This is a genomic window from Mesorhizobium sp. M0563 (assembly GCF_040321065.1).
GTDB lineage: Bacteria > Pseudomonadota > Alphaproteobacteria > Rhizobiales > Rhizobiaceae > Mesorhizobium.
The window spans coordinates 76,409-94,904 of sequence record NZ_JAMYQV010000001.1 but is presented as its reverse complement, the minus strand read 5'-3'; the positions used below and the strand labels follow the sequence as shown (position 1 = coordinate 94,904).

At 63.1% G+C, this 18,496-nt stretch carries 22 protein-coding genes; 7 read left to right on the top strand and 15 right to left on the bottom strand.

Annotation, left to right across the window (positions count from 1 at the left end; translation table 11 throughout):
• Positions 1 to 8 precede the first annotated feature (8 nt).
• Positions 9 to 212: a DUF4169 family protein gene (locus NKI50_RS00415; RefSeq protein WP_023720822.1), complete on the top strand. Its 204-nt coding sequence runs from the start codon at positions 9 to 11 to the stop codon at positions 210 to 212.
• A 17-nt stretch (positions 213 to 229) separates the two neighbouring features.
• Entirely contained in the window at positions 230 to 451 is a 222-nt protein-coding gene (locus NKI50_RS00410) for a ribbon-helix-helix domain-containing protein (protein ID WP_023720823.1), read from the top strand.
• Between the two features lie 3 nt (positions 452 to 454).
• Here NKI50_RS00410 and NKI50_RS00405 read toward each other — a convergent pair whose 3' ends face one another.
• The gene (locus tag NKI50_RS00405; protein WP_352482979.1) at positions 455 to 727 is read right to left on the bottom strand and encodes a CBS domain-containing protein; all 273 of its coding nucleotides are present in this window, start codon (positions 725 to 727) and stop codon (positions 455 to 457) included.
• On the opposite strand from NKI50_RS00405, the gene NKI50_RS00400 reads away from it, so the two are divergent.
• The gene (locus NKI50_RS00400) at positions 611 to 856 is read left to right on the top strand and encodes a winged helix DNA-binding protein (protein WP_352482977.1); all 246 of its coding nucleotides are present in this window, start codon (positions 611 to 613) and stop codon (positions 854 to 856) included. The genes NKI50_RS00405 and NKI50_RS00400 overlap by 117 nt on opposite strands.
• An 11-nt stretch (positions 857 to 867) precedes the next feature.
• Here NKI50_RS00400 and NKI50_RS00395 read toward each other — a convergent pair whose 3' ends face one another.
• From NKI50_RS00395 to NKI50_RS00385, 3 genes are all read right to left on the bottom strand, one after another.
• Positions 868 to 4,932 (bottom strand): AsmA family protein, encoded by a 4,065-nt coding sequence (locus NKI50_RS00395; RefSeq protein WP_352715030.1) that lies wholly within the window; start codon positions 4,930 to 4,932, stop codon positions 868 to 870.
• A 114-nt stretch (positions 4,933 to 5,046) separates the two neighbouring features.
• A complete protein-coding gene (locus tag NKI50_RS00390; protein ID WP_352482975.1) occupies positions 5,047 to 5,568 on the bottom strand; it encodes a hypothetical protein in 522 nt (173 codons plus the stop codon).
• 104 nt (positions 5,569 to 5,672) lie between these two features.
• Positions 5,673 to 7,085, bottom strand: coding sequence for an FAD-binding oxidoreductase (locus NKI50_RS00385; RefSeq protein WP_352639721.1), 1,413 nt, complete (start codon positions 7,083 to 7,085; stop codon positions 5,673 to 5,675).
• A gap of 119 nt (positions 7,086 to 7,204) precedes the next feature.
• Here NKI50_RS00385 and NKI50_RS00380 point away from each other — a divergent pair, with 119 nt between their 5' ends.
• The 3 genes from NKI50_RS00380 to NKI50_RS00370 all read left to right on the top strand — a co-directional run bounded on the left by NKI50_RS00380 (position 7,205) and on the right by NKI50_RS00370 (position 8,258).
• On the top strand, positions 7,205 to 7,690 hold the full coding sequence (locus NKI50_RS00380; RefSeq protein WP_023720828.1) for a thioesterase family protein: 486 nt from the start codon (positions 7,205 to 7,207) through the stop codon (positions 7,688 to 7,690).
• Between the two features lie 147 nt (positions 7,691 to 7,837).
• Entirely contained in the window at positions 7,838 to 8,035 is a 198-nt protein-coding gene (locus tag NKI50_RS00375; protein WP_023676715.1) for a hypothetical protein, read from the top strand.
• Complete coding sequence (locus NKI50_RS00370) at positions 8,022 to 8,258, top strand: hypothetical protein (RefSeq protein ID WP_352715025.1); 237 nt, start codon at positions 8,022 to 8,024, stop codon at positions 8,256 to 8,258. Before NKI50_RS00375 ends, NKI50_RS00370 begins: the two co-directional genes overlap by 14 nt.
• A 3-nt stretch (positions 8,259 to 8,261) precedes the next feature.
• Here NKI50_RS00370 and NKI50_RS00365 read toward each other — a convergent pair whose 3' ends face one another.
• From NKI50_RS00365 to ettA, 7 genes are all read right to left on the bottom strand, one after another.
• Positions 8,262 to 8,879: an MOSC domain-containing protein gene (locus tag NKI50_RS00365; RefSeq protein WP_352495167.1), complete on the bottom strand. Its 618-nt coding sequence runs from the start codon at positions 8,877 to 8,879 to the stop codon at positions 8,262 to 8,264.
• Positions 8,880 to 9,020: 141 nt separating this feature from the next.
• On the bottom strand, positions 9,021 to 10,142 hold the full coding sequence (locus tag NKI50_RS00360; RefSeq protein ID WP_352639723.1) for a beta-ketoacyl-ACP synthase III: 1,122 nt from the start codon (positions 10,140 to 10,142) through the stop codon (positions 9,021 to 9,023).
• Between the two features lie 121 nt (positions 10,143 to 10,263).
• Positions 10,264 to 10,605, bottom strand: a complete 342-nt coding sequence (locus NKI50_RS00355; RefSeq protein ID WP_352482968.1) for a hypothetical protein — start codon at positions 10,603 to 10,605, stop codon at positions 10,264 to 10,266.
• Between the two features lie 108 nt (positions 10,606 to 10,713).
• Complete coding sequence (gene tam / locus NKI50_RS00350; RefSeq protein WP_352482967.1) at positions 10,714 to 11,511, bottom strand: trans-aconitate 2-methyltransferase; 798 nt, start codon at positions 11,509 to 11,511, stop codon at positions 10,714 to 10,716.
• 22 nt (positions 11,512 to 11,533) lie between these two features.
• Complete coding sequence (locus tag NKI50_RS00345) at positions 11,534 to 11,728, bottom strand: type II toxin-antitoxin system RelE family toxin (RefSeq protein WP_352639793.1); 195 nt, start codon at positions 11,726 to 11,728, stop codon at positions 11,534 to 11,536.
• Positions 11,729 to 11,766: 38 nt separating this feature from the next.
• Complete coding sequence (locus tag NKI50_RS00340; RefSeq protein WP_023720833.1) at positions 11,767 to 12,015, bottom strand: DUF6290 family protein; 249 nt, start codon at positions 12,013 to 12,015, stop codon at positions 11,767 to 11,769.
• 59 nt (positions 12,016 to 12,074) lie between these two features.
• Entirely contained in the window at positions 12,075 to 13,724 is a 1,650-nt protein-coding gene (gene ettA / locus NKI50_RS00335) for an energy-dependent translational throttle protein EttA (protein WP_023720834.1), read from the bottom strand.
• Between the two features lie 242 nt (positions 13,725 to 13,966).
• On the opposite strand from ettA, the gene NKI50_RS00330 reads away from it, so the two are divergent.
• Positions 13,967 to 15,262 (top strand): GGDEF domain-containing protein, encoded by a 1,296-nt coding sequence (locus NKI50_RS00330; RefSeq protein WP_352639725.1) that lies wholly within the window; start codon positions 13,967 to 13,969, stop codon positions 15,260 to 15,262.
• Between the two features lie 28 nt (positions 15,263 to 15,290).
• On the opposite strand, the gene NKI50_RS00325 is transcribed toward NKI50_RS00330, so the two are convergent.
• From NKI50_RS00325 to NKI50_RS00310, 4 genes are all read right to left on the bottom strand, one after another.
• Positions 15,291 to 15,905 (bottom strand): hypothetical protein, encoded by a 615-nt coding sequence (locus NKI50_RS00325; protein WP_352639726.1) that lies wholly within the window; start codon positions 15,903 to 15,905, stop codon positions 15,291 to 15,293.
• A 74-nt stretch (positions 15,906 to 15,979) separates the two neighbouring features.
• On the bottom strand, positions 15,980 to 16,993 hold the full coding sequence (locus tag NKI50_RS00320; protein ID WP_352715019.1) for a ribonuclease T2 family protein: 1,014 nt from the start codon (positions 16,991 to 16,993) through the stop codon (positions 15,980 to 15,982).
• A 118-nt stretch (positions 16,994 to 17,111) separates the two neighbouring features.
• On the bottom strand, positions 17,112 to 17,561 hold the full coding sequence (locus tag NKI50_RS00315) for a MarR family winged helix-turn-helix transcriptional regulator (RefSeq protein ID WP_352482959.1): 450 nt from the start codon (positions 17,559 to 17,561) through the stop codon (positions 17,112 to 17,114).
• On the bottom strand, positions 17,558 to 18,343 hold the full coding sequence (locus NKI50_RS00310; protein WP_352715016.1) for an alpha/beta fold hydrolase: 786 nt from the start codon (positions 18,341 to 18,343) through the stop codon (positions 17,558 to 17,560). The genes NKI50_RS00315 and NKI50_RS00310 overlap by 4 nt, the downstream gene beginning before the upstream one ends.
• Between the last annotated feature and the right edge of the window lie 153 nt (positions 18,344 to 18,496).

Below are 18,496 nucleotides of genomic sequence, written 5' to 3'. Positions count from 1 at the left end.
GGCGTGACATGGCCGAGATCGTCAATCTCCGTCAGGCACGCAAGCAGAAGGCGCGAGCCGAGAAGGAGCGCCTGGCCGAACAGAACCGGGCGCTGCATGGCCGTTCCAAAACCAGCCGGGATCGCGACCGCCTGATCGCCGACAAGGCCGACAAATTCGTCGCCAGTCATCGCCGGGAAAAATCGGGCGATTCGGACAAATCCGATGCTTGAAGTGTGAGGGCGGTCGCGTGAGCCCGGTCGAAAAGCGCTCGGTCACCATTCGCGGCCACCGCACCAGCTATTCGCTCGAAAAGCCTTTTTACGACGACCTGGTCGCCATCGCGGCCGCGCGAAAATTGACGCTCGCCGCGCTTGTCGCCGAAATCGACGAGAGCCGCCCGCGCGATGCGAACCTCTCCTCGGCGCTCAGGCTCTATGTGCTGGACTGGGCCAAGCGCCGCAAGTTGTAGCCTTCAGGCAACGCTATCTTGTTTCCTGCGCCGGATACGGAAGCCCAGCAAAGCCGAGCGGTCGCGTTCTTCGGCCTGCTTCTTCGATCTGACACGCATCAGGTCCTTCCAGCCGACATAGCCCACCAGCCGCGCATTTTCTCGCGTGACGACGGGCAAATGGGACACGTTCGCCATCAGCAGCTTGTCGGAGAGGCCCTCGAGATACTCATCCGGATGGTCAACCGTCTGTGCGAAGCCGGGCTCGTCGCGAGGGACCACGACGAGGAGGACCACCGCCGCGTGCTGCTGCGGCTGACCGACCGCGCCGACGACAGTCTCGCCGATCTGTCAGCCGCTCATCTCGACGAACTCGGGCGGATCGAGCCGATGCTGAAGCGCTTGCTTGCTGGATGCGGCGCATAAAGGATGCGCCGTCACCCGCCACTCAGTGATTTTAGCAGATCGTCGATCGACGAGGGGTCGAACTTGAGCTTTGGCGGCGGCGGCACTGGCGGTGGCACGTTATTTGCGGCCGGTGGCGCCCGTTCCGCTTTCTGCGCCTGCTCCGCCGCGGCCTTGCGTTCGGCGTCGAGCTTTGCCTTCTCTTCCGAGGCTATCCGCAACGCCTCTTCCGCCCTCTGGCGTTGCTGTTCTTCGGCCTGCGCTGCTTCCTCGGCAGCCTGTTGCGCCGCCTTGGCTTTGGCTTCGGCATCCGCTTTGGCCTTTGCAGCCGCCTCGGCTTTCGCCCTGGCCTCGGCTTCGGCCTTCGCCGCTGCATCCGCTTTCGCCTTGGCTACAGCCTGCGCCCTGGCCTCCGCTTCGGCTTGGGCCTGCGCCTCAGCTTCGGCCTTTGCCTTGGCGTCCGCTTCAGCCTTCGCCTTGGCTTCAGCCTGCGCCCTCGCCTCCGCTTCGGCTTGGGCCTGCGCCTCAGCTTCGGCCTTTGCCTTGGCGTCGGCCTCGGCCTTCAGCCGCGCTGCTTCCTGTTGCCTGCGCAGTTCCTCCGCCGCTCTTTGACGCTCCGTTTGCAGGGCAGCGTAGTAGCGCACCTCACGCCGCAGCCTTTGTTTCTCGAGCAGTGCGGCTTGCATGGCTTCGACCCGCTGCTGCTCCTTTTCCAGCGCACGCTGGGTCAGGAACTGTGTCAGCGGCTCGCTGTCGAACTGCCGTTTGGTGGCGCCGAACGGCCCGTCGACGCTGAAATTCAAAATCGGTTCGGAGCCGACCAGCGCCTCGTCGCCGGGCCGGTAGGCGATCTCGCCCTTAGCATCGACGGTGCTGGTATTCAGATCGGCGGTGATGTCGGCGGACAGCGTCGCGCCCGGGCTTTCGAATTTGACCGGCGGCGCCCTCAGCGTGCCGCCGGCGATGGTGAAGGCAATATCGGTGTCCTGCGCCGGAAAACTGCCCGCCGCGGCGATCTGCGGCACAAAGCCGGCAGTCTTCGACGCGTCGATATCGCGCCCTATCGCGTCGGCCTTGGCAATGAATGCGCCAAAGGCATCGGGATTGAAGCCGGCAATGGTCATGCCCTTCAGCGTCGCCGTGCCGGAACCGGAGAGCGCCGCCACCATCGCGTCGACCGATTTGCCGCTGGTCGACAGCGCCGTCGTGAACTCGCCGTTTCCGCTGATGCCGGCCTCCGGCAGCACGGCTGCCAGATCGCCGCCGGCGAGCTTCATCTGGCCGGAGAAAAGCCCGGTGCCGTCATTGTTCTTGAGCTCGAACAGACCACTCAGCACACCGCCGAGGAACTTTGCCTTGAGATCGGAAACGCGGATACCCTCCTGGTCGAGCTGCAGCGACAGCGCGGCGTCATAGGCGGTGGCAAGCGGGCCGGTGGCGAGCGACGCCGCCGTCAGATCGAGATCGGCGGTAAATGGCAGACTGGATTTCTGGCTGAACGGTGCCGTCGGCCAGGCCCCATCATTGACAAGGAAGGCCTGGTCGCCGAACAGCATCATCGCCATCGGATCGAGGTCCAGCTCGTCCAGCGACAGCGCGCCGGCAAGATGCGGCAGCCCCTCTTTGACGTCGATATTTACGTCACCGGAAACCGCCGCTTCATTGGCTGCGCCACTGAGGCCGCTCAGCACCAAGAGACCATTGCCGTAGTCGGCATCGGCCGCAAGCGACGTCGACATGCCGGTCCCCATGCCAGGCAGGCCGACGCCGGTCGTCATCAGCCATGGCTCGATATCGGCCGTTTCAAGGCTGACCTTGCCCTTTGCGGCGGCGCCCTGAGGCGTGTCGGCAACTGTCCCGTCGAAACTAGCTTTGAAGTCGTTGCCGGCGAGGCTGAAGCGTGTCGCCAGGCCGCCGCCAAGCGTGCCTTTGGCCGAGACGTCGGTGGTCGCCTCGCCGAGCATGCCGAGTGGCAGTGCCGGCAACCCGTAAAGCGCCAGAAGTGCGGTGGCGTCGGCGTTCCTTGCATTGAAGGTCAACGTCACCGGCGCTTCGAGAGGCCGGTCGAGCGCCCCTTTGCCGGACAACGACGCCGAAAAGGCCGAGCCACCGGCCCTGCCCTGTGCGCTCATTGCCAGTCCAGTCGTACCGTCGCCATTGTCTGCGGCACTCGTGACGGCGTCGATACGCGCATCCTGGAACAGCTCCGGATAGGCAGCGGCGCGCGCCGCCAGCCCCTTCAGCACCGCATTGTCCGGATAATGCCGGACGGCGACGTCGATCAGCGGCTTGAGGTCGACGGCGACCACCGAGGCGTCGAGCTTGCCGGTCGGGCTCGCCGGGAAGTCCTTGATCCGGCCGGTGGCGCTGATAGAGGCGCCGGCAAGTCCGCCGACCGACAGGCGGTCGATCTCAAGCAGCCCGTCGCGCAATCTAAGCGCGGTGTCGACGCTATCGGCGGTCAACCCACCTGCGCTGACCGGCCCGGCCTTGATCTGGAAATCGAGGTCGCGGTCGGAAAAGCGGTTGGCTCCCTTGTCGCTGACGAAGATCGAGGCGAAGGCGGCGAGTCCATCGACGTCGAGTTCGCCACCTTCCAGTTGCATCAGCACCGATGGCCTTGTGTCTTCGGGCTGGGTGGAATCGATGCGGCCGGAGAACTTCGCCTTGCCGAGGATGAGTTCGAGATCGCTGAAGGCCTGGTGCTTTTCACTCAAATCTACTTTTGCCTTGAAGCCGGCGGCCGGCAAGCGGCGGATCGCCTCGTCGACGTCCTTCGACAGCCAGGCGGCAAAGCCGGAGGGCTGCGCCACAGCCAGAAGCAGCGATCCGGTGAATCCAAAATGATCCTCGACGCTGACCATGCCATTGGCTTCCAGCTTGGCGCGGCCGGGCAGCGTGGCGGCCAGCGATTTCACCGCCCAGCCGCCCTCGGCCGGTTCGGCGGATAGATGCACGTCGCGAACCGTCGTGTCGCCTGCCACCACCGCCGGCAGTCTCACCTCGACCGTGCCCGGTATGGTCGGCTTCGGCAGATCGAGCAGCGCCTGCTCCAGCGCCGCCACCCGCTCGGACAGCGTCAATCCGGCACCGGCCGCCGCCCCCACGGCCTCGTCGAACTGCACCTGTGCGCCATTGGCCTCGATCGAGAAATGCGGCTTCAGCCCAAGGTCGACCGCAGCCTTGCCGTCGGCGGTGTAAGGATTGCCGAGCGGTCCGGTCTCGAAGCGGAACTCGTCGACGCCGAGCTCCTGGTGGTCGAGCGAAAACTTGCCGTTCAGCCTGAACCCCGGATCCGGCTTGCCGGCGCTGACTTTCACTGCCTCGCCGTCGGTGCCGCGCAACTGCGCTACAGTCTGGTCTGCGCCCGATATCTTGAACTGGCCCGAATAGACCGCGGCGCCCTCGACGAGGCCCACATTGCCGTCGGTCTCGATGACCAGCGGATAGTCATCCGGATCGGCTTTGAGCCTGAGCCGCATTTGCCCGTCCGCTTCAGCCTTGCCGGTGGAAGCGGCGATCGTGGTCCGCAACCCGTCCAGCAACAGGGAGCCGTCCATCCGCCAGGGGCCGCCCAGCGACTTGGCCGAGATCGTCGAGTTGATCTCGGAAATAAGATGGCTGCGCCCGCCTGCGGCGTGGCTGAGCGCGATCTGTCCTTCCGTCACCGTCAGCTTCTCGATGGAGATCTGGCCAGGATCGAAGGGCGAGGACGGTCGTATCGTCCAGTCGACCGTGCCGTCGGCGGCGATGTCGATCATCGCCTTCGGCCGCACCAGACGCATGTCGAAGATCAGCACCTCGCCGCGCAGGAATGGCGCGAGTTCTGCATCCATCGAAAAGGTTTCGACGGTCATCGCCGGCTGGCCGTTGGGGCCGCCGGCAACGGCGACGTTGGAAAAGGTCACCGAGGGGAATGGCAGCAGCCTTGCCGTTGCATCGCCTCGCACGGTCACCTTGCGGCCTAGGACGGCGCTCGCCTCGCGCTCGAAATCGGCACGGTAACCCGTCCAATCGACAAAGTAAGGCACCACCAGCGCCGCACACAGCACCAGCACGAGAAGCCCACCGAAGATCACGAACAGGCGTGCGAGCATGAACTCCGAAGCGGTTGATTGAAAATCAGCCGCACTCTACCCGCATCAGCGTGTCGATAAAGAGGCAATTCCGCCAGACAGGTTTCCAGAGCAAAAGAAGGCGGCCAAGAAAACTCAGCGCGCGTCGCGCTTTGCCTGCGCCACCTTTGCCGCCTGCCGCTGCCGGCCGAGTTCCATCGGCCGGATCAGATTCTCGGGCCGCCGGCTCACGATCGCGCGCATGCCTTTGTGCGCGGTGCGCGTGTTGAACTCGGGACCGTCTGCCGCAGCGCCCTGCTTCATGGACAGCGCCTTGCGTGCATTCTCGACCAGCGAAACACGCGCTGCCAACTGGCGGCGGCGTTCGGCCTCGCCATTGAGCCGCCGCATGGTCATCGCCAGAACCGCCAGCTTCAACTGCGAACCTTCATCGGCCTTCGAGGCGCCGGCGCCCTTTGGCGCACCCTTGCCGCGCATTTCGCGGCGGCGGCGATGCGCCTCGGTCTGGGCCTTGTCGCGCCGCTCCCTTAGGAGCTTGACCAGGCTGGCGAGTTCGGCGTCGGCAAGATGCTGCACTGCTGGATGGTGCGACTTCTCGACGAGAGCATGTTCGTCGGCGCTCAGCGCCCGAGCCTCTTCCTTGCGTGAAATCGCCATGACACCATTCCTCCGTCTGTGACGCCTGCCTGCCTCTCAGGTCCTTGGAGTCTCGATCCAAATGGTGGTGCGGTCAAGCCAGGGACCATCTGGATCTTCTTCCACTATTCGGCCGGCAATATCTTGCCCGGGTTCATGATATTCAGCGGGTCGAGCGCCTGCTTGATCGTGCGCATGATGTCGACGCCATGACCGAGCTCATGCCGCAGGAAGCCGATCTTGCCCTGCCCTATGCCATGCTCACCAGTGCAGGTGCCGTCCATGGCGATGGCGCGCATATTGAGCCGCGCCACGAATTTTTCCGCCAATGCGATCTCCTTCGGGTCGTCCACGTCCATCAGCACCAATACATGGAAATTGCCGTCGCCGGCATGGCCGACGATCGGTGCGATCAGGCCCATCTCGGCGATATCCGCCTCGGTCTCGGTGACACATTCGGCAAAGCGCGAGATCGGCACGCAGACATCGGTCGACAGGCCCTTGGCGCCCGGCCGCAGCGTCAGCGATGACCAGTAGGCATCGTGCCTGGCTTTCCACAATTTTGTCCGCTCTTCGGCGATGCTGGTCCACAGGAACGGGCCGCCGCCATTTTCCTCGGCGATCATGCCGAAAGTCTCGGCCTGTTCGGCGACGCTGGCATCGCTGCCGTGGAACTCGACGAACAGGCAGGGGCTCTCCGGATAGTCGAGCTTCGAATAGGTCTTCATCGCTCGCATCTGCAGCGCATTGACCAATTCGATGCGCGCCACCGGAATGCCCATCTGGATGGTCGCGATCACCGCGTTGCAGGCCGCCTCGACGCTGGGAAACGGGCAGACGCCGCCCGAAATCGCCTGCGGAATGCCCTGCAGCTTCAAGGTCAGCTGGGTGATGATGCTAAGCGTACCTTCCGAGCCGATCAGCAGCCGCGTCAGATCATAGCCGGCCGAGCTTTTCTTGGCGCGCTTTCCGGTCGTAACCGCTTCGCCGTCGGCCATCACCGCCGTCAGTGACAGGACGTTGTCGCGCATCGTGCCGTAGCGCACGGCGTTGGTGCCCGACGCCCGTGTCGCCGCCATGCCGCCGAGCGAAGCGTTGGCGCCCGGGTCGATCGGAAAGAACAGGCCGGTGTCGCGCAGATGCCGGTTGAGGTCCTCGCGCGTCACGCCGGGCTCGACGATGCAATCGAGGTCCTGCGGATTGACCGCGATGATGCGGTTCATGCGTGACGTATCGAGCGAGATGCCGCCGCCCGGCGCATTGGTGTGACCTTCGAGCGAAGAGCCGACGCCAAAGGCGATCACCGGCACGCGATGTGCCGCGCACGCACGCACGATCTCCTGGACCTCCTCCGTCGTCTCGGCAAAGGCGACACCATCCGGCGCTTGCGTCGGGATATAGGTCGTGGTGTGCGCGTGCTGGGCGCGGATCGCCTGGCCGGTCTGGAATCGCTCGCCGAGCCGCTGCTTGAGGATGCCGAGCACGGCGGCAATGCCTTCCTCGTTGCGTTCGACCGGGTTGAGGTCGCTTAGAGCCATCGATTCCTCCGCGAATGGACCAGCGTCCACCCTTGTTCTGCATCTAGGGATGCGTAGTCTCACCGACCACGCTCTGTCCAGTCCACGCTCATCCCGGCATGACGAGAAGGAAGTTTCCGATGCCCATCCCCGCCCCTTTCGTCTCTCGCGCCATGGACATCGAGAAGGCCTGGATCGACTACAACGGCCATCTCAACATGGCCTATTACAACGTGCTGTTCGACCGTTGCTCCGACGAAGCCTTCGAGATGATGGGAATGGGGATGGACTATGTAAGGGAACGGCGGCTGACCATCTACACCGCGGAAGTCCATGTCTGCTACGTCCAGGAGCTGCATCTCGACCACAAGGTCACGGTCTCGTTCCAACTCCTCGACCATGACGACAAGCGGCTGAGGGCCTATCAGGAAATCCGCCATGTCGACGGCTGGCTTGCCGCCACGTCTGAAACGCTGTCGCTGCATGTCGACATGGCTGGCCCGAAGGTGGCGCCCTTCCCCGCCGACGTCCTTGCCAATGTCGAAGCGATGCGCGCCGCCCATGCCGCCCTGCCGATGCCGGAGCGCGCCGGCCGCTCGATCGGTATTCGTCGTAAGCCGGCTTGAACCGCAACCCAACCGCCGTTAACCTTACCGAGGTTTTAACGTGAACAAGCCGAATTGAGACGTTGAACGACTCAGCGCGGCGTTGGAAAACCATCCGCATCGAATTGCGATACGGGCGGCGGAGCAGCAGCGGTTCGGGGAACGTGCATGAAAACCGACATCAAGGTCGAGGCGGACAGGCTGGCGGCTGACCCACGCATCACCGACTATGATTTCTGGCGCTCGCTGAAGAACCTCAACAACGAGATCTTCCACATTGCCAACAACAACGAGCCTATTCCCTTCGCCATGATCCGCTGGCGCGCCATCCTTAAGCAGGCGCGGATGAAACGTGGCCACGCCTGAAACTGTTATGATAACACCGAGCTTGCGGCACAAGAAGACAGCGTTGCTTACGACAACGAATGGTCGCCAGGCAGCAAGCCACCGAATTCCGGCATCTATCGTTGCAAGAATTGCGGTGAAGAAATTGCGGCGAACAAAGAAAACGGCCAAACAAGGCGATGGATTGGAAGCTGTTTCAGCAGCCAACTACAAACAGACAATCCCTGATCCTCTAAGATTTTAGTCTTCAGGCCCGGTAAATCCACTGTTCTGGCACGCGCACCGAAATCTCCTCGCCGGCCGTGATCGTGCCGGGCTTCTCGACCCAGGCGACGAGGCCGCGCAAACGCTTCGCCGCTTTCGCGAACAGCAGCGCGCCGGCCTCGTGATCGGCCATCCCGGCATTTTCGGCGACCGATCGCCCGGCGATGCGGCAAGGCCCGTTCTGCGCGTCGATCTTGACAGTCGCGCCGCCTTTGAAGAACAGCAGCGCGCCGGACGGCAGCATCGAGAGGTGCGGCAGGCCTTCGATCAGGAGATTGGCGCCGATCCATTCCGGCTTGATCTCGGCGATGCCCATCCGTTCGGCAACGATTGCCAGTTCGTCCGCCGCGACGATCGACAATTGCCGTTCGTTGCGCATTTCGGTGCCGCGCGGATACCAGGGTTCCCGTCCGCCGGAGCGCCGCGTCGTGCCGGCGTGGAAATCGCCTTCAATGCCGTCGAAGCCAAGCTGCAACTTATCCACCGCCCGTGTCTCGAAATGATCGAATGGTGCGAGATAGAGCGAGGCCACCCTGGCGGTGAGCTTTCGCGCCGGGACGATCTCGACCGGAGTTTCGGCTTCGGGAAAAAGATCCAGCATGGGTTCGTTCCTCGCGTGATACGCGCAATTAGCCGCGGTCAGCTCATCGGGTCCAGTCGAAAGCGCTGATGCTCCGATCAAGCGGACTGATGCGACTCTGCTCGGCGCGTTCCGATGCTGGTTCCGTTCGCGCCGAAATGGTCAAAGCATGCGCAATAGCGCGCCGCCGATCGAGTAGCCGGCGCCGAAGGCGCAGAGCAGGCCGTAGTCGCCGGCCTTCATGTCGGCATGGTTCTCCGACAGGGCGATGATGGCACCGGCGGCGGCAGTATTACCGAGGCGCTCCAGCACCATCGGCGCGCGGTCATGGTCGACGTCATGGCCGAACGACAATTTCAGGATCATGGCATTCATCCGCGCATTCGCCTGATGCAGCCAGAAGCGCCGGATCGCTTGCGGTGTCAGCCCGTGTTCGGCCAGGAATTCGACGATGAACTTGTGGCCGGCGACGGTGACTTCCTTGAACACCTTGTTGCCGATCTGCTTGATCAGATTGCCTTCCAGATCGATCATGTACGGATCGTCCTGGGTGGCGCGGGTATAGTAACCGAGATTGGTGCGAATGCTGTTCGACATCTGCGTCCAGGCACGCGTGTCGAGCACCTCGAAACGCCCCGACCGCTTCTCGCCCTGGGCGAGCCCTTCGACGATCATCGACACGGACGCGTCGCCGAAGATGAAATGCGTCTGCCGGTCGCGAAAATTGAGGTGGCCCGTGATGATCTCCGGCGTCGTCACCAGTACGCGTTTATGCGCCCCTGCCCGCACCAGATTGACCGCAATGTGCAATGCGACCGCCGCCGAAGAGCAGCCAAGCCCCATGTCGAAGCCGGCGCCTCTCGTGCCCAGCGCCTGCTGCATTTCGATGGCGATAGCCGGATAGGGCCGCTGATGGTGCGAGGCCGAGCAGATCACCAGGTCGATATCCCCAGGCTTCAGCCCGGCATGATCGAGCGCCTTGCTGGCCGAGGCGATGCCGAACTCGGCCTCCAGCGACAGCGCATCGTCGGGCCGCGCCGGGAAGCGCGGCGCCATGCGGGTCGGGTCGAGGATGCCTTCCCGTTCGATGACATGGCGGGTCTGGACGCCCGAGGCGTGGACGATGAAGGCACTGTCCGATTTCTGCAGCAGCGGCTCGCCCGAGACCTCGCGCCGGACGTTCTCCATGTCCACCCAAGTGTTGAAGCTGGCGACGAGCTCCTCATTGGTGATCGACGCTTCGGGGATTTCAACGCCGATGCCGCTGATGATGACGCGATGCATTTCCAGTTCGTCCCGTGCGCAGGCGTTGCGGCTTCATGTCGACGCCGCAAAAGCTCGGCGCAACCTCTTTTTGCACCTAGCCAGTTTATGCCGGCTTAAATCAAGTCCCTGGAACGGGTCTTTACCAGGCGCAGAGCTTGGTATTGGTCTGCGGGTTGTTCCAGCAGGCACCGTCATCATTGCTGCGCACGAATTGTCCGGGCAGCGGCACGTTGCGCTGGCCGAGATTGACATAGCCGTAGGCAAAACCCGGGTCGTCGATCTCCAGGACGTAAGTCGGATAGCCCGGCGCCGAGATGCGAAAGCTGCCGGCATCATCCAGCGCCCGATAGCTGCAGGAGAAATACCCGTCATCGCTGGTGAAGCAGCGCGCTCGCTTGGCCTGCGCCGATATCGAAAGGCAAGCACAGCGGCCGCACAAATGCTGCCGCCGAAAATGAGCGTTTTCAGTGTCATCATCCACCCCCCATGGCCCATGAGGGCCGCCATCCCTGCCCCAGCGAGATGCGCATGACGGCGAAAGCCGGTCAAGCATCCGCTGCTGGCTGTTTTTGGGTGTAGCTAAGAGTTTCTAAGCAGAACGCCGCGCCACGATGAAGACACGGGGAAAGCGCAGCAACACCTTGCCGCTTGCCGTTTTCGGATAGGCTTCGGCGATCCTGGCCGTGTAGCGCTTCAGGAAAAGCTGCCGCTCGCCTTCGTCGAGCGGATCGAGGAACGGCTTCAGCCCCGTCGACTTCACCCATTCGACGATCGCCTCGGCATCGGCCAGCGGATGGTTGTAGATCGTGTGCCAGATATCGAGCCGATCCGAGAATGGCGACAAAAGGTCGTAATAGAACGCGACAGGCGGCAGCGGCGCGCGGGCCGCACGCTCGAACTTTTCAGTGAACGGCATCTCGGCCGCGGTCTCCCGCATCAGCCGGTGCGAAGGCTCGCCCATATTGTCCGGCATCTGCACGGCAAGCGCGCCGCCGGGCGCCAAAAATCCTATCAGCCGCTGGAAGACAGCCGGATGCTCCGGTAGCCACTGAAACACTGCATTGGCGAAGATCACGTCGACCGGTTCGGCCGGCTGCCACGTCGCCGCGTCCGCCAAGGCAAAGGTGACGCCGGGCAGGCGCGCCTTCGCCTTCTCGATCATGTCGGGCGAGGTATCGAAGCCGCTGATCTGTGCCTGCGGCCAGCGCTCGACCAGCAATTCGGTCGAATTGCCCGGCCCACAGCCAATGTCCACCACCCGGCGCGGTTCCGGCACTGGCACCTGCGCTAGGAGGTCGCGCGCCGGCCGCGTGCGCTCATCCTCGAATTTCAGGTAGAGTGCGGCGGACCAGTCGGGTTTTGCCTTTACCGCTATGCTGTTATTCATCGATAGATCTCGCGACGGTTGCCTATCTCCCGATCAGCACGACGAGCCGGCTGTCCTGAAACTGGGCAATGATTCTGTAGTCGCCGACGCGAAACCGCCAAGCTTCCTTGGTCCCAGTCAGCCGTTTGGCGAGTGCTCTTGGATTGGGGTGCGCAGAAACTCTTTGATACAGGAATTCTAGGACACGGCGCTGGTCCTTCGGTGAAAGCCCTTCAATGTCTTTTTCGGCTCGCCGCGTAAACTCGACCTACCAACTCATTCAGCGGCAGGTTTCTTGTGCCGCTCCTCGACTTCGCGAAGTTCAAGCTTCCGGATCACCTCTTCCAACGGAATGCGTACGCCGTCGTCATCCCTCAGGCGTTCCTCCGCAATCCTGGCATCCTGCCAATCCTCAATGGTTTCGAGGATCGCTTCAACTGCGACCTGATCGATCGTACGGCCGCTGGCCTTGGCAATATCGGCCAGCAGCTTCTCGGCTTTTTGCGGTAATTTGACCGTGATCATGGGCAACTCCATCCGATCAATTTAGGCCAAACGACGATCGCCCGCAACGGATCGAGACTCTACCTCGTCAGCCGCTTATACGTCATCCTGTGCGGATTGACCGCATCGGGCCCAAGCCGGCGGATCTTGTCCTGCTCGTAATCCTCGAAATTGCCTTCGAACCATTCGACATGGCTGTCACCTTCGAAGGCGAGGATGTGCGTCGCCAGGCGATCGAGGAACATGCGATCGTGCGAGATGATGACGGCGCAGCCGGCGAAGCTCTCGAGCGCGTCTTCAAGTGCCGCAAGTGTTTCGGTATCGAGATCGTTGGTCGGTTCGTCGAGCAGCAGCACATTGCCGCCGGTCTTCAGCATCTTGGCCAGATGCACGCGGTTGCGCTGGCCGCCGGACAGGTTGCCGACCTTCTGCTGCTGATCGCCGCCGCGGAAATTGAACGACGCGCAATAGGCGCGGGTGTTGGCTTCGAACTTGCCGAGCTTGACCACTTCGGCGCCACCCGAGATCTCTTCCCAGACCGTCTTGGTCGGGTCGAGTGCGTCGCGGCTCTGGTCGACATAACCGAGCTTGACCGTCTCGCCGACGCGGATGGTGCCGGCATCGGGCTTTTCCTGGCCGGTGATCATGCGGAAAAGCGTCGTCTTGCCGGCGCCGTTCGGGCCGATGACGCCGACGATGCCGCCGGGCGGCAGCTTGAATTCGAGATCGTCAATCAAAAGCGTGTCGCCAAAGCCCTTCGACAGGTCCTCGACCTCGATCACCACATTGCCGAGCCGCTCGCCATGCGGAATGACGATCTGCGTATCGCTCGGACGCCGCTTGTCGGCCGCATCCAGCAGATCCTGGAACGCCTGGATACGGGCCTTCGACTTGGTCTGCCGGGCTTTCGGGCTGGACTGGATCCACTCGCGCTCGCGGCCGATCGCCCGCTGGCGCGCATCGTCCTCGCGGCCTTCCTGCTTGAGCCGCTTGGCCTTGGCTTCGAGATATTTGGTGTAGTTGCCTTCGTACGGGATACCGCGACCGCGATCGAGCTCGAGGATCCAGCCGGTGACATTGTCGAGGAAGTAGCGGTCGTGGGTGATGATCATCACCGCGCCCGGATAGGCGCGCAGATGCTTTTCCAGCCACGCCGTCGTCTCGGCGTCGAGATGGTTGGTCGGCTCGTCGAGCAGCAGAAGGTCGGGCTGGCGCAGCAAGAGCTGGCAGAGCGCGACGCGACGGCGTTCGCCGCCCGACAGCTTGGTGACATCGGCCTCCTTGGGCGGGCAGCCGAGTGCCTCCATCGCCATCTCGACCTGCTGCTCGAGATCCCACAGATTGAGCCGGTCCATCTCGTCTTGCAGCTTGGCCGACTCGTCCGCCGTCTCGTCGGAATAGTTCATCATCAATTCGTTGTAGCGCTCGATGATCGCGGTCTTGGCGGCAACGCCTTCCATGACGTTTTCGAACACATTCTTGTTCGGATCGAGCGCCGGCTCCTGCGCCAGGTAACCGACGGTCGCGCCTTCGGCCAGCCAGGCCTCGCCGCTCCACTCCTTGTCGATGCCGGCCATGATCTTGAGAATCGTCGACTTGCCGGCGCCGTTGGGGCCGAGGATGCCGATCTTGGCGTCCGGGTAGAAGGACAGATGGATGTTCTCGAGCACCTTCTTGGTGCCGTAGGCCTTGTTGAGGCCGGCCATGTGATAGATGAACTGGCGTGCCACGCGCGCTTTCCCTGAAAAGTCGACTGATGTCGGATTGAATGGAAGTTGGGGGCTATGTAAGCGATGCGGCCCCGAACGGCAAACAGTTTTGGTCCCAGGCGGAATTGGTCGCACCGCGAACGCTTAGCCGCTTCATTTCGTGCCGGCGCCCGGGCGAAAGCTCCGGTTAACCATTCCGCGTCAAAACAGTGTTTGGATGGGAAATCGCTGGCAGCCGCGATTTCGGGGAGAGAGATCGGGCCGTGCTGAACAGTTTCCTGCTTTTTGCCGAAGCGGTTCTCTATTTCGGCATCATGGTCACGCTTTTCCGGTTCAGAGGCCGCATCGGCCTCGGCGTCTTTGTCTGCGCCCTTGGCGTTATGCATTTCCTGGAAACCTACCTCGCCAGCGTCTTCTACGTCGCGCTGCCGTTCGGCATGGTGTCGCCGGGTTCGGCTGTGCTGTTTTCCGGCAAGCTGGTCATGCTGCTCCTGCTCTACATCAAGGAGGACGCGGCAACCGTCCGCCAGCCCATCTACGGCCTGCTGCTCGGCAATGCCCTGATGATCGGGCTCGTGCTGATCCTGCGCCTGCACGACATCGCACCGCTGCCCGACGGCAAGCTTCCGGACATCGGCTTCATCGACGAGATGGGCTGGCTGATGGTGTGGGGCACGACGCTGCTGTTCGTCGACGCCATCCTGATCATCCTGCTCTATGAAAAGCTCGGCAAATATCTGCGCAAAGCGCTTTTCACGCGCATCCTGGTCTCCGTCGCGTGCGTGCTCACCTTCGACCAGGCAGGCTTTTTCACGGCGCTGCATTTCGTCACCGGGGCGCCGGTCGCGGTGTTCTTCGGCGGCTGGTTCGCCAAGGTGGCAGCGGCCTTGGTCTACAGCACCATGCTGGTCGCCTACATCAGATGGTTCGAGGCGCGGCAGGTGCCGGCGCCGCGCGGGCTTTCCGACATTTTCGACACGCTGACCTATCGCGAGCGCTATGAGGCGCTGATCGAGCACGTCGGTCGCGACGGCCTCACCGGCCTACTGCACAGGGGTCGCTTCGACAGCGATGGCGAGGCCTCCGTGGCAACCAGCCTACGGACCGCCAAGCCGCTCAGCCTGCTGATCATCGATGTCGACCACTTCAAATCGATCAATGACCGCTTCGGCCACGCCGAGGGCGACAAGGTGCTGAAAGCCCTGGCGATTTTGCTTGGCGAACTTGTCGGGACCGAAGATCAATTGTTCAGGATCGGCGGTGAGGAATTCGCCATCCTCTGCTGGCGTCCACAGCCGCTCGCCAGACTGCTGGGCGAAACCGTCAGGCAAGCGGTCAAGACGTCTGCGAGCACCAGCCGGTTCGACATCACCGTCAGCGCCGGCATCTCGACGGTCAGCGAGACGACCCGTTGCCTTGCCGATCTCTTTGCGCTGGCCGACCAGCGTCTCTACAAGGCCAAATCGACCGGACGCGATCGTGTTGTCGGCGAACCGGGTGGCAACGAAGCAGACGGGCGCAACACATGGACCAGGCCGGAGCGCAGCGCCGGCGCGTAACGCTCACTCTGGTCTCGGATTGGCGCAATCAGGATTGTTTGCGCCGCTGCCATGCGCCGATCGCAACCGAAACCGCCATCAGCGCGATCGCCAGCCATTTCATTGCCGCGATGACCGGGCCGGCATCGATGTCGTAGGCGATGAACAGAAGAATGCCCGGCACCAGCAGGCCGCAAAGCACGAGCGTGATCCGGTTGATCTGCCACGACACTTTTGCCGCAAGCATCTGGTCGCCGGGCACGGCGACAAGCGCGGCCCGCATTGCCTTCGGCGCCACCAGCGCGGTCGAGAGACGCAGCGAAATCGGCAAGCCGATGCCGATGATCAGCAAGGCGCATGCCGCCAGGAGCAGCGAAAACTTGAGCGCACTGGTTTCGGCCGATACCGGGAACAGCAGCGTCGCCAGCGGCAGGAAGACACAGAAGATCCCGAGCGCGGCGATGGCGATGAAGATCGCCGCGTTGACCAGCGTGAACAATTGGTAGGTGCCGCCGCCGATGGGTTTGGCCAGCGTGGTCATGCGCGCCCACTCCACTTCGGTGTAGGAAAAGCCCGGCCATTCCATATGGCCGTCTCGGATCGCCGTCATGCCCCTGGCCCAGAACGCCAGCCGCGCCAGCGCCCCGTTCGTCATGCCACTCATCGCCACCCCCTACGAATGTGTGCCTTCAAGACCATACCACCCCCGGCGCAAGGCGACAGTCGCGTTCGGCCTGTTTACTGGAACCCGACGGCGTCGACGGTACCCTTCGGACAACCCACCTTGGCTGTCGGTGCCGAGGCAAGCAGCAGCGCACCGAGCGAAGAGTTCGAAGCGATCGGGCCGGCCAGGCCGAGCGTCAGCTCGTCGATCAGCCGCCTGCCGCTCGAAGGATCGACCACGCAGGATACGCGGACCCGCTCGCCCGCGCCTTTGCCGAAGGCGCTGTCGAAGGTGCTGCGGATCTGATCGGACGTCAGCTGCTTGCCGACGTTCCTGGTGAAGAGATCGCGCACCGGCGACGCGTTCACCGCTTGCATCAGGTTCAAAGCGTCGGAGAAATACTCCTGCTTACTCTTGCCGTAGCAGGTGCCGTGCTTGATCCATTCATGCCTTTCGAGGGCGGATGCGGTGCCCGGCATCACCTGGTCGAGTTCCGATCGCGTATTCGGGTCCAGCGTGACCGGCGGCAAATCCCGCCAATGTGCCGGATCGTCGTTCGCCTTGTCGCTTGCCGCGACCTGGCAATAGAAATTTCCATTCGGTTGCGGCCACAACCCATGCAAGGTGAAGTGGGTCGCATCGAAACCGGCGGCGGTCTGCGCCCGGCATTCGGTCTTGCTGGATTTGGTCTCACAGAAAGCCGGCTGCCAGCTCAGCGCGAAGACATATTCCGGCTTTCCGGACGCCGATGGCTTGTTCGGCTCGGCAGGCGCCGGTGCAGCCGGTATCGTCGACGCGCTGCCGCCCGAAACGTGACCGCAGCTGATCTTAACCCAGCGGCGCTCCGGATCGGCGCCCGGAACGCGGATGAGATAGTGCGTGGGCGCGTCCTTGTTGCCGGCCAGCAGATCGTAACTCTGGCCAGCCGCGGTCGAGACGTTGCGGGGATTGTTGCCGCTCTTGATCGCCTGCGTTGCCGGACAGGCGGCATCGGCGACGAAAGAGCCGGTCATCTTCACATCGGCCCGCGCCGCGCTTGCGCCAGCAAACGCAAGAAACACCGCCCCCCATATCGCCCAAATCCGCATTCCGGCACTCCTCGTATTCACGCCGCAAGCTAGAACTTGCGACATGTCAGAATTACGATTTCTTTCGTCGGCCGTAAAAACAATCGCCAGCGCATTGAGACGGTTCCCGTGTGGTCGATCAGGATCCGCCCGCCTCCACGCGTTCTGTCAAGGTGCGCAGCAGATCAAGCGAGGCTTTTAGCGCGTCGGCGTCCATACCCTCCGAAACGCGGTTCGCCCAAACATGCTGGCGTGTGCCGATATTCTTGACCGCTGCCCGGCCGGCATCGGTTATCGACAACAGCTTGGCGCGGCGATGCGCTGGGTTGTCGGCATAGGCGGCAAGCCCCTCCGCAGCCAGTATGTCGGCCAGCCGCTGTACGCTCTGACGGGCGAGACCCATGTCGCGGGCGACGTCGGCCACGGATTTCGGCTCCTTCAAAACCGCACCCAAAACCTGCCAGCGCGCTGCCGTCAGCCCGGTTGGAGCGGCCAGCCGGTCGGCCGCATCCAGAAAACTGCCGTTCATCCTGAACACGGCAAGCACGAGTTCCGTGAACACATTTGCCGCTTCGGTCCTGGTCGTCATTTCTGGCCGGCCTCGATGGTCGCGACGAAATTATTGACGGCTTCGGCTACGACCTCGGGCTTGTCAAGCATCACCCAATGGCCGCTGCCCGCCACGATCTGGCGCGGAATGTCCGTGCGCAGCCGGGAGAGCGCGGCTGGAGTGTCACTGGCCTCGGTAGCCAATACGAACATAGGCCCGCGATACGCATTTAGTGCCGGCTCCGGGTTCCATTCGGCCAGTGCCTTGCCGACACCTGCCCTCGCCGCCGGATCGACCACTGCCACATCGGCCAGAACACGCTGGCGAACAGCCGCGTTAGGGCCGGCAATCGACGTGTAATAGGCGTTCAGGACATCGCGGCCTTGCGGACCGGCCAGATCGCGGACAAAGCCGTCGCGAATCGCCTGCGGCAGCGCACGAGGATTGGTCGCCGGGTCGACGAGCAAGACACCTGCGACCCGGTCGGCATGGCTGGCGGCATAAGCGAGCGCCACACCACCGCCGCCGCTGTGCGCGACAATGAGAAACCGCTTCAGGCCAAACGCGTCGGCCACGGCACCGACATCCATTGCACGGCCGTCATAGCCATAGTCACCGTCCGGCGCCGGCGCGGAGGCGCCATGGCCGCGAAAATCGAAGGCTACCGCCTCGCGGCCTTCGACGGAGAGCTGCATCACCCGGTCCCAGTGGGAAGCGCGGCTGCAATCTCCATGCAGGAACAGGATCGGCAGGCCATTGCCGGCGTTGATCCTATAAGTGGCAAGCTGGCCTTGCGGGCCTGGAACGGTGGACGTCATCATGGGTCATCTCCCTGGTTTCCTGACTGAACGCAGCAATCCCTGGCAACAGGGTGGCCGTCGTGAAGGCGAAGCCCGCCAGCAAGATTGCACGCCGCGAAATGGCCCCGGTGGTTTTCATAGTTATACCCCCAATCTGCTACTGACCAATTGACA

Excerpts from the sequence above, each read along its gene's own strand:
- NKI50_RS00360 (WP_352639723.1), bottom strand. The coding sequence starts at position 10,142 with ATGCATCGCGTCATCATCAGCGGCATCGGCGTTGAAATCCCCGAAGCG.
- NKI50_RS00315 (WP_352482959.1), bottom strand. The coding sequence starts at position 17,561 with ATGACGACCAGGACCGAAGCGGCAAATGTGTTCACGGAACTCGTGCTT.
- NKI50_RS00390 (WP_352482975.1), bottom strand. The coding sequence starts at position 5,568 with ATGGCGATTTCACGCAAGGAAGAGGCTCGGGCGCTGAGCGCCGACGAA.
- NKI50_RS00365 (WP_352495167.1), bottom strand. The coding sequence starts at position 8,879 with ATGCTGGATCTTTTTCCCGAAGCCGAAACTCCGGTCGAGATCGTCCCG.
- NKI50_RS00325 (WP_352639726.1), bottom strand. The coding sequence starts at position 15,905 with ATGAGTGGCATGACGAACGGGGCGCTGGCGCGGCTGGCGTTCTGGGCC.
- NKI50_RS00375 (WP_023676715.1), top strand. The coding sequence starts at position 7,838 with ATGAAAACCGACATCAAGGTCGAGGCGGACAGGCTGGCGGCTGACCCA.
- NKI50_RS00400 (WP_352482977.1), top strand. The coding sequence starts at position 611 with ATGGGACACGTTCGCCATCAGCAGCTTGTCGGAGAGGCCCTCGAGATA.
- tam (WP_352482967.1), bottom strand. The coding sequence starts at position 11,511 with ATGAATAACAGCATAGCGGTAAAGGCAAAACCCGACTGGTCCGCCGCA.
- NKI50_RS00340 (WP_023720833.1), bottom strand. The coding sequence starts at position 12,015 with ATGATCACGGTCAAATTACCGCAAAAAGCCGAGAAGCTGCTGGCCGAT.
- NKI50_RS00320 (WP_352715019.1), bottom strand. The coding sequence starts at position 16,993 with ATGCGGATTTGGGCGATATGGGGGGCGGTGTTTCTTGCGTTTGCTGGC.
- NKI50_RS00310 (WP_352715016.1), bottom strand. The coding sequence starts at position 18,343 with ATGATGACGTCCACCGTTCCAGGCCCGCAAGGCCAGCTTGCCACTTAT.
- NKI50_RS00385 (WP_352639721.1), bottom strand. The coding sequence starts at position 7,085 with ATGGCTCTAAGCGACCTCAACCCGGTCGAACGCAACGAGGAAGGCATT.
- NKI50_RS00415 (WP_023720822.1), top strand. The coding sequence starts at position 9 with ATGGCCGAGATCGTCAATCTCCGTCAGGCACGCAAGCAGAAGGCGCGA.
- NKI50_RS00395 (WP_352715030.1), bottom strand. The coding sequence starts at position 4,932 with ATGCTCGCACGCCTGTTCGTGATCTTCGGTGGGCTTCTCGTGCTGGTG.
- NKI50_RS00380 (WP_023720828.1), top strand. The coding sequence starts at position 7,205 with ATGCCCATCCCCGCCCCTTTCGTCTCTCGCGCCATGGACATCGAGAAG.